Annotated in this window: 20 protein-coding genes; 1 reads left to right on the top strand and 19 read right to left on the bottom strand. The window is 64.1% G+C overall.

Annotation, left to right across the window (positions count from 1 at the left end; translation table 11 throughout):
* The coding region (locus CWO89_RS36880; protein ID WP_130583289.1) for an IS91 family transposase at positions 1-805 on the top strand (805 nt) is incomplete at its 5' end.
* Positions 806-1,168: 363 nt separating this feature from the next.
* Here CWO89_RS36880 and CWO89_RS36875 read toward each other — a convergent pair.
* The 19 genes from CWO89_RS36875 to CWO89_RS36785 are packed head-to-tail and all read right to left on the bottom strand — an operon-like array spanning position 1,169 to position 8,544.
* The gene (locus tag CWO89_RS36875; protein WP_130583288.1) at positions 1,169-1,369 is read right to left on the bottom strand and encodes a hypothetical protein; all 201 of its coding nucleotides are present in this window, start codon (positions 1,367-1,369) and stop codon (positions 1,169-1,171) included.
* On the bottom strand, positions 1,366-1,614 hold the full coding sequence (locus CWO89_RS36870) for a hypothetical protein (RefSeq protein WP_130583287.1): 249 nt from the start codon (positions 1,612-1,614) through the stop codon (positions 1,366-1,368). The genes CWO89_RS36875 and CWO89_RS36870 overlap by 4 nt, the downstream gene beginning before the upstream one ends.
* Complete coding sequence (locus CWO89_RS36865) at positions 1,599-1,994, bottom strand: ParB N-terminal domain-containing protein (RefSeq protein WP_165421480.1); 396 nt, start codon at positions 1,992-1,994, stop codon at positions 1,599-1,601. Before CWO89_RS36865 ends, CWO89_RS36870 begins: the two co-directional genes overlap by 16 nt.
* Positions 1,995-2,028: 34 nt before the next feature.
* Positions 2,029-2,667 (bottom strand): hypothetical protein, encoded by a 639-nt coding sequence (locus tag CWO89_RS36860; protein ID WP_245476748.1) that lies wholly within the window; start codon positions 2,665-2,667, stop codon positions 2,029-2,031.
* A complete protein-coding gene (locus CWO89_RS36855; RefSeq protein WP_130583285.1) occupies positions 2,668-2,988 on the bottom strand; it encodes a hypothetical protein in 321 nt (106 codons plus the stop codon).
* Positions 2,979-3,245, bottom strand: coding sequence for a hypothetical protein (locus CWO89_RS36850; RefSeq protein WP_130583284.1), 267 nt, complete (start codon positions 3,243-3,245; stop codon positions 2,979-2,981). The genes CWO89_RS36855 and CWO89_RS36850 overlap by 10 nt, the downstream gene beginning before the upstream one ends.
* Positions 3,246-3,250: 5 nt before the next feature.
* On the bottom strand, positions 3,251-3,631 hold the full coding sequence (locus CWO89_RS48405) for a helix-turn-helix domain-containing protein (protein ID WP_245476747.1): 381 nt from the start codon (positions 3,629-3,631) through the stop codon (positions 3,251-3,253).
* Positions 3,628-4,071 carry a hypothetical protein gene (locus CWO89_RS36840; protein WP_028167592.1) on the bottom strand — a complete coding sequence of 148 codons (444 nt, stop codon included), beginning with the start codon at positions 4,069-4,071 and terminating at the stop codon, positions 3,628-3,630. Before CWO89_RS36840 ends, CWO89_RS48405 begins: the two co-directional genes overlap by 4 nt.
* Entirely contained in the window at positions 4,068-4,406 is a 339-nt protein-coding gene (locus CWO89_RS36835) for a TSCPD domain-containing protein (RefSeq protein ID WP_130583283.1), read from the bottom strand. The genes CWO89_RS36840 and CWO89_RS36835 overlap by 4 nt, the downstream gene beginning before the upstream one ends.
* Positions 4,406-4,594 carry a hypothetical protein gene (locus CWO89_RS36830; protein ID WP_028167590.1) on the bottom strand — a complete coding sequence of 63 codons (189 nt, stop codon included), beginning with the start codon at positions 4,592-4,594 and terminating at the stop codon, positions 4,406-4,408. Before CWO89_RS36830 ends, CWO89_RS36835 begins: the two co-directional genes overlap by 1 nt.
* Positions 4,591-4,779, bottom strand: coding sequence for a hypothetical protein (locus CWO89_RS36825; RefSeq protein WP_028167589.1), 189 nt, complete (start codon positions 4,777-4,779; stop codon positions 4,591-4,593). Before CWO89_RS36825 ends, CWO89_RS36830 begins: the two co-directional genes overlap by 4 nt.
* Entirely contained in the window at positions 4,776-5,090 is a 315-nt protein-coding gene (locus CWO89_RS36820; RefSeq protein WP_130583282.1) for a hypothetical protein, read from the bottom strand. Before CWO89_RS36820 ends, CWO89_RS36825 begins: the two co-directional genes overlap by 4 nt.
* A gap of 2 nt (positions 5,091-5,092) precedes the next feature.
* Entirely contained in the window at positions 5,093-5,311 is a 219-nt protein-coding gene (locus tag CWO89_RS36815; RefSeq protein WP_130583281.1) for a hypothetical protein, read from the bottom strand.
* Positions 5,312-5,351: 40 nt separating this feature from the next.
* Positions 5,352-5,582 carry a hypothetical protein gene (locus CWO89_RS36810; RefSeq protein ID WP_130583280.1) on the bottom strand — a complete coding sequence of 77 codons (231 nt, stop codon included), beginning with the start codon at positions 5,580-5,582 and terminating at the stop codon, positions 5,352-5,354.
* Between the two features lies 1 nt (position 5,583).
* A complete protein-coding gene (locus CWO89_RS36805; protein ID WP_130583279.1) occupies positions 5,584-5,922 on the bottom strand; it encodes a hypothetical protein in 339 nt (112 codons plus the stop codon).
* Positions 5,919-6,236 carry a hypothetical protein gene (locus tag CWO89_RS36800; protein ID WP_130583278.1) on the bottom strand — a complete coding sequence of 106 codons (318 nt, stop codon included), beginning with the start codon at positions 6,234-6,236 and terminating at the stop codon, positions 5,919-5,921. Before CWO89_RS36800 ends, CWO89_RS36805 begins: the two co-directional genes overlap by 4 nt.
* Before the next feature lie 15 nt (positions 6,237-6,251).
* Entirely contained in the window at positions 6,252-6,713 is a 462-nt protein-coding gene (locus tag CWO89_RS36795; protein ID WP_130583277.1) for a helix-turn-helix domain-containing protein, read from the bottom strand.
* A gap of 20 nt (positions 6,714-6,733) precedes the next feature.
* Positions 6,734-7,615 (bottom strand): recombinase RecT, encoded by an 882-nt coding sequence (locus CWO89_RS36790; RefSeq protein ID WP_130583276.1) that lies wholly within the window; start codon positions 7,613-7,615, stop codon positions 6,734-6,736.
* The gene (locus CWO89_RS36785; RefSeq protein ID WP_130583275.1) at positions 7,615-8,544 is read right to left on the bottom strand and encodes a PD-(D/E)XK nuclease-like domain-containing protein; all 930 of its coding nucleotides are present in this window, start codon (positions 8,542-8,544) and stop codon (positions 7,615-7,617) included. Before CWO89_RS36785 ends, CWO89_RS36790 begins: the two co-directional genes overlap by 1 nt.
* Between the last annotated feature and the right edge of the window lie 92 nt (positions 8,545-8,636).

Here is an 8,636-nt window from a genome sequence, read left to right as displayed (position 1 = left end):
AATCAGCGCCGACCCGAAGCATCTCGGTGCCGAGACCGGGATGATCGCCATTCTCCACACCTGGGGCCAGACCCTGACGCATCATCCGCATGCCCATTGCCTCGTGCCAGGCGGCGGGATCGCTCCTGATGGAAGCTGGGTTCATTGTCGCCCCGGCTTCTTCCTTCCCGTTCGCGTCCTGTCACGATTGTATCGTCGGCTATTCCTGGAGCGCCTGCAGGCGGCGTTCGATGGCACCAAGCTCCAGTTCTTCGGCCATCTCGCGCACCTCGTCGAGCCCGCGGCATTCGCCCGCCATCTAAACGCCCTCCGCAAGGTCGAGTGGGTCGTCTACGCCAAGCGTCCCTTCGGCGGACCAGAACAGGTTCTGGCCTATCTCGGGCGCTACACCCATCGCGTTGCGATCGCCAACAGCCGGCTCCTTACCTGTGACCAGGGCCACGTCCGCTTCCGGTGGAAGGATTATCGCGCCGGCAACAAATCCAAAGTGATGACGCTCGACACTGCGGAGTTCCTTCGTCGCTTTCTGCTCCACATATTGCCGAAGGGGTTCCGCCGCATCCGTCATTTTGGTTTCCTGGCGAACGCCTGCCGCGCCGCCAAACTCGCGCGCATCCGAGCGGCGCTTGAGGCGCCGCTGCCACCTCCGCCTGCCGAAGCTGTCAACTATCGTGAGCGCTGCGCCATCCTCCTTGGTCACCGCCTCGACTTGTGCCCCATCTGCGGAGGCCGCATGGTCGAGATTGGGCCTGTGCCGCGAGCGCAAACGCAGCGACGCGCAGCACCTCGCTGCGATACATCATGACCGACGACCTCGACTTGTCCGCTCCCACTAACGCGCTGCCCTGCCGACGTTCTCCGTCGGAACGATCAAGCACGCTCACAACGCCCGGCGAACGGGCGATAGTCAGCCGCCTGGGCTTGACGCGCCGTTCGACGCTATCGACGGCGGCATCCTTTGCCGCCAACATCAGCGACACTCGCGCGCGCCGCCTCTTGACCGAAAGCTTGTGTTCGCCTGCCGAGCCGCCGCTAGACGTAGCGGATTGAGTCCGAAGCCGCGAGCCGCTGTAATCGGGCCATGAAAGGTCAACGACCTTCAGCATCGGACCGTCTTCATCCGGAGGATTCTTGAACTTGACCGGCAGCGATTTGACGTTGTCGTCGCTCATAGGTCCCTTACTCCCAATTCGATCAGGCGGGCACGCAGCTTGACGTTCTCGGCAATCGAGCGCGCGAGCTGGCGCGCCAGCGCGGAATCGACGCGGACCAGGCGCTCAAGGCTTTCGCAACGCGCGCGAAGCTCGGCCAGCTCGGAGAGCAGCGGCTCGCAATAGAGGCAACCGACGGCGGGACCGGGATCGATCATTGTCGTCCTCGCGCTTCCACCGGATAGGTGACCCCTTGGCCGTACCGCCATTCGAAATTGGTGAAGTCGCCGCCGTCGACGATGATGACCCGCCTGACGATGCCGGTCTTGGCCGCGACGTTGCTCGTATAGTGCCGCGCAGCGCGAACCGCTTCCTCCGCGCCCACAAAGCGGCGAACATACTCATAGCTGCCGTCCTCGAAGAACTGGCACACCGAGAATTCGCCGCTCAGCTCCGCATCCATGGCGCCACCCGCTCGCCGTTGAAGGAGATCCGATAGGGCGCGGCGTCGTCGATCACGAAGCCGACGCACCGCTTATGGCCGAGCCGCTGCAGCGCGCGGACGCGGTGCTGCCCGTCGATCAGCCAGGTCATGCCGTCCTCAAGGACGAAGATCAGCGGCGGCATCGCCGCCAGCTTGACGGGCTCGGCGACCAGCGCGACGATCCTGTTCTCGTCGATCTCGATGTTCTGGTTCGCCGCGACGACGACCTCGATGTCGAACTGAAAGCTTTCGAACTTTCCGGCGAGGCAGTCGCGCAGCGCGCGCGTGATATTCCAACTGCCTCGGTCGGAATCGAACGTCTGGTCGCCGTAGTTCGTGACCACCAGGACGTCAGGCATCAGCTGGATTCCGTTGTGCCCCATGGTTACTCCCCTATGCCGGCAGGTACGGCTCGGCCTTGCGGCGCAAGCCCGTCAGTTCGTCGGCGCTGATCTCGCCACGCTTGAGCAGCTCGGGCAGCCCGGACTCGATGGATTCCTCGACCTCGGCGCGGGTCGCCTTGCGGCCCTCGCGGTACCAGACGACGCGCTCCGGATCGCCGAGGCGAAAGAGAACGCCATCGCCGCAGCGCACGGCGCTGTATTGCTTCGTCACCCAGATGCCGATTGCGCCCGGATTCCTTCTGATCATCGTGCCCGCAGGCTCGCGATGGTCGGACGGCAGGTCCTTTTCGTTGCGCCGCATGCGCGGGTTCGCGAGGAACGGACAGGCCTGCACGGCATACTCGGCGCATTCCCAATGCGACGGCGGCTCCGAGATGTTGCGATTGATCGCGCACATCGGGCCGATCGGGAACGCCTTGTAGACGCCGAGCGGCTGGCCACAAATCCAGCAGAGCTTGCGGTTGACAGCCTGCGCGAGCTTGCCGGGACCGATCACCCGGAAATCCGGCTCGCGATCGATCCAGGCGACGAACCAAGGCACGTAGTAGCCGGTCGCCGAGACCGGCAGGCGCTTGATGCGATCAGGGGTCGGCAACGACCAGATCGCCTGATTCAGCCGCGTCTCCATTCAGCCCCTCCTGCAGCGCCAGGATCGACGGTGGCCAACCCCGTAGTACCGGCGGCCGTGTTCGCAGACGTCGCGGCGCCTGTGCGCGCGGCGCCGCTCGGTCCTCGGTATTGCCGGCTCGGCCATGTCGCCCAATGGCGCGACCGCCGGCACGAACAGCGGCAGCCGGTCGGCCTTTGCCGTCGACCGCTGCGGCTCATCGTCCGCAACGCTGGTCGTCGCTGCAGCCGGTGGCGCCGCGTCGCGCTGGCTCGCTGCAATCATCAGCAGCGACCAGATCGCGGCGGCGCCGGACATCACCTTGAATGCGGTCAGCGCCATTTCACCGGCTCGATCTGGCAAGGGAGCTTGATGCTTTTCGGGTCCTCCGGCCGGCCTGCCGTCGTCACCATGGTGGTGAAGCCGCAGACGTCGCAGGCAATGGTGAAGTAGCCGCAGCGCTCTGCGGGGTATGGCAGGCCAGTCTGGCAGAACGGCTTGGCGCCGCGCGTCAGGTCGAGGTCGATGCCATCGGGATAGGCGGGATTCGACGGATGCGCCGGCTCGCAGCCGCGATCGATCCAGCTCACATGAATCATCGGGCCTACATCTCCGGCAGCGAGGCGAACATCGCGTCGATGGAATCCAGGTCGACCAGGGTTCGGGTGTCGAACTTGTAGGCTCTGATCCGCTTGGCGTTGATCAGCTCATAGCACTTGGTGTGCGAGAACCTGCCGTAGCGGCACGCCTCCTTGATCGTCGCCAGGCGCCGCCCGGTCGGGGTGACAACGGTGTCGATCTCTTCCTTCTCGGTCATCTCAATCCTCACTTTCTCGCTCAGCTCCGCTCTGCGCTTGATGCGGCGAGCCGATACGCGGCCCTTGTGGCAATCCTTGCAGATCGGCATCGGGCGAAGCCGACGAGGCTGCTGATAGAATCCGCTCGCCGGCTTGCTCTTCCCGCATTCCTGGCAGACGAGCGTCATGCAGGCGCCTCCAACAATCCGAGCTGGTTGACGCGGTCTGATACGGTGCGACCGTCATGGGTCAGCATGAACGGGAGAAAGACGGCATCGAACGACAGGATGCCGGTCTCGATCGCCATGATCTGGCCCTTGACCCAGTCGCGCAGGATCGAATTGATCGCGATCTGTCCCTGCGCCAGCGCGCGCTCGCGGTGCTCGCGCTCGGTGCGACCCCGAATCCGGTAGCTGTACGGATGCTCTTTCAGATACAGCGCGGCCCAGCCGCTGGCGCTGGCGCGCAACTGCATCTGACGACCGCGATGACGAAACGCCAGCAACAGCTCGTGCTTTTCGAAATCATCCATGAAGCCGATGCTGTCGCAGCCGACCCGGCGCAACACCTTGATGATGTCGTCGCGAGCGGCGACGCCGCTGGTCGCGTTCTCATAAGGCGTCGTCATGACGCGGGCTCCTGTCCCGGATCTTTCTCCGGCAGCAATTGGTCGACGACGGCGCCCAGGATCGAGGATGGCGTCTCGGCGCCGTCGCGGGTAATCGCGGTCGCCACGTTGTGGATCTCGGCGCCGTACTGCAGCGCCAGCGAGAGCACCACTGCCGCATCGCGTGCGATGGCCTCGACGGCCTCGCCGGATTTGCCACCGGTTATGAAGACCTCGCCAAGGGCGCCGTCGTCATAGAACCCGAGCGTCACCGCAAAGCGGCGACCGACGCCGCCCCATTCGATCTCGAATGTTTCGGCGCGGCGACGCTGCGGCAAGACCCGGCGCTCGCCCATCACGCCACCGCCGCGACCTTCGGCTTGCGCGGCCCGCGCTTCTCAGCCTCCAGCGCGCCCGATACCTGCCGGATGCAACCGATCAGCTCTGCGGCCTGCGACCGCGTGGTGATCGCCGCCGTGATATGCAGCTCGATGTTGCCGTCATTGGTCTTCAACTGGACGTCCGCGCCTTTCGGAATCTTCATTGCGATCCTCCATGCTCTTGATCCGCCAGCGGCGTTTCGTATCGCGTCACCAGCTCGACCACGCCGATCACCTCGCGATGCCCGACGTCGTTCGCGATCTTGTCGGCAAGCCGTTTGGCGATGCCGAAGTCGCTCAGTTCGGCCTCGATCTCACCCGTCGAGAGATTGATGACGCGATAGGTCATGCCGATCCCTTTGCTTTGGAAAACTGCAGCTCCCACTGCTCGGCGAACCTGCGCAGCTCCTTATCGATCAGGTCGATCTTGCGCATGTCGGGCTCGGTCGGCTCCTCGCCTCCCGGATCGAAAACCGTCATCAGGCTGCTGAACAGGTGCTGGGCGCCAGCGAAGAACGCGAGCTTGCATTCCTCGAGCTGGACCAGCGGCGCGTCGGGCGGCACGACCGCGATCCGGTAGCCGATCCACCCGGCCTCGATCAGCTTGCCCGCCTCGGCCAGCTCTTTCGACAAACGTTCCAGGTAGCTGCGGTCAGCCATGGTCAAGCATCCAAGTTGGCGCGTTCTGCTTTGATAAAGGCGGCGTGGACCCGCTGCACGAGATCGCAGAAATCGTCTTCGATTCCGGCGTCGTGGTGAATCTTGGCGGCGCCCGTGAGCAAGGCGCTGATGGCCGTCACCGTCCGGCACGTGCCGCAGAGCGAGGTCGGCACAAAGGCGCAGTCGGCGACGGCGTCGGCGAGGATCTGCGAGAATTTCACCGCGATCCGATCCTGTTCTTCTTGAGCGCAAGACATGGCGTCATCCTTTCTTGGTCTGGCGCCTCCGCCGGGGCGCGGTTCGTTCGCTCCGATCCTCGCCGCGCGGCGGGAGCTGGACCGGATCGAGGGTGAAGCGAGCCAGCAACTTGCGCACGCGATAGGCCTCACTGAAGTGATCACCGGCATGACAGTGCATCGTGTCGGTGCGGCAGACCTCGCCGCAACAGATCGCCTGCGCAATTTCGATGTCGCTGGGTCGCTCGTTCTTCATCTCAATGCTCGGTTGATGCGGCTTGACCGTTGCCGCCGTTGCGCGGCAGGAACTGGACTTCGGAGCCGTCGACCGAGCGGCGCTCGTCAAGCTCGCGCTCGGTGTCGTGAAACTTCTGCAGACCGTGCATCAAGGCGGCGCCGGTCTGATCGAGCAGGCTCTTGATCGCTTCACCCCTGCGCATCATGGCGTCGCGGTCGGCATTCGCCCTGGCGAGCTGGCGGCGCAGGCCCTCGTTCTCGAAATCGAGAATTGCCTTGTTGTGCTTCAGGGTCTCGTTTTCCGAACGCAAGGATTCGATCTCGGTCTGCAGCGTTGAAACTTCGTTGGCGAGGTTCATGGTGGTCTGCTCCTGTTGCGGGTTAGGTGATCCTCCGCCCTGGGGGCTGGGGGCTTAAAGGCAGCAGCGGGCTTTCGGATCGAGCTGCAGGCATCAGCGGCGCCGGTTCCTGCAGCGCTCGATTCAATGCGGCGGCGAAGCTGCGAGCGGATTCCCGCGACAAAGCGCCAGTTCGTGGCATGGCCTTGCGGAATCAGCAGCGTCAGGCGCCGACCGTCTCGGCTGGTAAAATGGATGCGCGTGTGACGGGTGCCCTGCGTTACAAGAACGTCGGAGCCGCCGTAGTCCCGAATAAGCTTGATCGTCTCGCGCATCAGTTTTCTCATCGGCTACTCGACCGGCGTCAGTGCCGTCCGGATGGCATGCTCGTACTTCTTGCAGGCATGGATCACGACCGAATGGCTGCGCTCGAACTTCTCGCCGATCTCGTGAAAGTTCTTGCCGGTGACGACGCGAACGAACACCATCACCTTCTGGCGAATCTCGACGACGTCGGAACGCTCACTGAGCAGGACAGTCCGCGTGACGCCGTAATACTTGGCGCAGATACCCATCGCGTCGAGGATCTGGTTGCTCCAGGGGCGCGCGATGCGATAGCGGCGGAATGCCCGTTCGGCCATGATCAGGCAGTTGATCTCGACGGCGGTGAATTCCGCGGGTCGCTCCGTCTGCGGATGGCCCGTCAGCGATGGCATCCGCGCCGCCGCGATCCAATCGAGGGCGAGGCAATTGTGGAGAAACCGCATTTCGGCAGTGCCTTCCAGCAGGAATTCGCGCGTATAGTCCGGCATTTCACTTTCCTCCCCGTCTTTCAGGCCTCATCCGACACTGCGTCGGATGGCACCTTCTTCTGTGATTTCGCAGCATGCTCATTAGCGTAGGCGTCGAGCGTGGCGACTGCGGCCTGACCGATCGCAGGCGCATTGCCGCGCAGCCGTTCGGCGAGGCGCGGCGAGATATCCTTCGCGGTCTCGCTGGCGACGACGAATCCGGCGTCTTCCATCTCATCGCGGCCGTACATGCCGCCGATGATGTCGGGGCAATACATGCGCGCCCAGTCGCGCGACATGTTGTAGAACAGCTGCAGGTCCGGTTTCAGGTCCCAGAGCGGCGACCCCTTGACCTTGCCGTATTCGTTGCGCGCCGGCCGCAACTTGCCCAGCGTGAACTGGCCAGGGTCGGCGCTGCGCGGCGGGAAATAGCGCGGCTCTCTCTCGCCCTTGAAGGTCGCGTAGACCCGGCAGCGCCGATCATCGCCTTCGCCCTCGTACTCAACGTTCAGCCGCGTGGTGATCGGCGCGCGCTGCTCGACAATGGCATGGAAGAACTGGGATTCGTAGGCGACCCGCTTCTCGCCCTTGTTCTCGACGATGTAGGTCCAGCCCGCCAGCGTCAGCGCCGAGATGCCCAGCTCGTGCGCCTTCATGCAGACGCCGAACATGCCGCCGACATTGCCCTGCAGCCACGGCGGGATCATCGGGCCAGCGGTCGACAAAAGCTTGGCCTCGTCGATCATGTCGCGCAGGTTGGCAACGTTGACGCCGCCACCGCCCTTGAACAACAGAACCTGTTCAGTGCGCTCGTTGACGACCTTTTCGGCGTTGCCTTCCGCCAGGTCGCGGCGCGTCACGCGCTCCGGATGCGGACGGTCGGATTCCATGGGACGGTCGCCGGGAAAGGATTGATCGCTCATCAGGCAGCCTCACGCAGGAAGAATTTGACCCGGTCATCGACCGATTTGCGCCACCAGTCGGGCGCGTCGATGTATTCAGCGTCGGCACGATCGTCGCCCGGTCCCGGCCACACGCCGCCCTGGTAGCACTGCCAGAACATGCTGTAGGCGAGCTGATTGAGCTGATCGCCGCGCGCGATGTCCTCGTCCTTCAAGGTGCAGGCGCGCACGCAATAGGGCGGCCGGTTCTCGACAAACAGCACCGTGAACGATTGCACCGGAAGGCCGAGCGCGCGGGCGCCTTCGATCACCATGGCCGCCTGCTGGTAGTAGCCGCGATCGGCCATCGTCCGCTGCAGGTTGCGGTATAGCACTGGCGGGTGCGTCGTCTTGATCTCGGCATAGTCGCCGCTGGCGTTGGGAATCTCGTCGGGCCGCGCCTTCTTCCAGAATCCGCGATCGTCCTTCCAGATCAGCGAACGTTCGGGGGCGCCACCGAGCATCCCGGCCTGGACCAGCGGGAAGCTGCCCAGGGCGACAATCATGCCCTTCGCATGCGACGCCATCTCCGGCGTGATGATCGTCTTGCGATTCCGAATCTGCTCGGCCTTCCACTCCCGCCATTCCTTCCGGTTCCCGTTGTACGGGTGTCCGGCAATCGTCGCGGGACGGAAGACGCAATCGCTTTCGAACGGCTCGGCTGCGACGGCGGCATGCAGGAAGCGGCCGAGCGCCATCGCCTCGCTCTGCTCTTCATCGTCGACGTGATCCGGATTGAGCCTGGATTTTTCCCAGGCGTGGCGCGGCGATTCCCCGATGATGCCGCGCAGCATCGTCGAGGACACGCTGACCTCCGAGCAGAGGTCAAACCGATGGTAGTCGGTCAGCGGGATGCCGCGATAAATCCCGGGCTCGATTATCGTTTTCCCATCCCAAGGAATCGACTGCATGTCCCATCCTCCCGCGCAATCGTCGGGCGTTCCTCGCCCTCGCGCCGAGGACAAGGCGAATGAAGTCCAGTCTGAGGAACCGATACGGGCCG

It is taken from the genome of Bradyrhizobium sp. Leo170, assembly GCF_004296405.1.
GTDB lineage: Bacteria > Pseudomonadota > Alphaproteobacteria > Rhizobiales > Xanthobacteraceae > Bradyrhizobium.
This window is presented reverse-complemented; position numbering and strand designations above follow the sequence as displayed.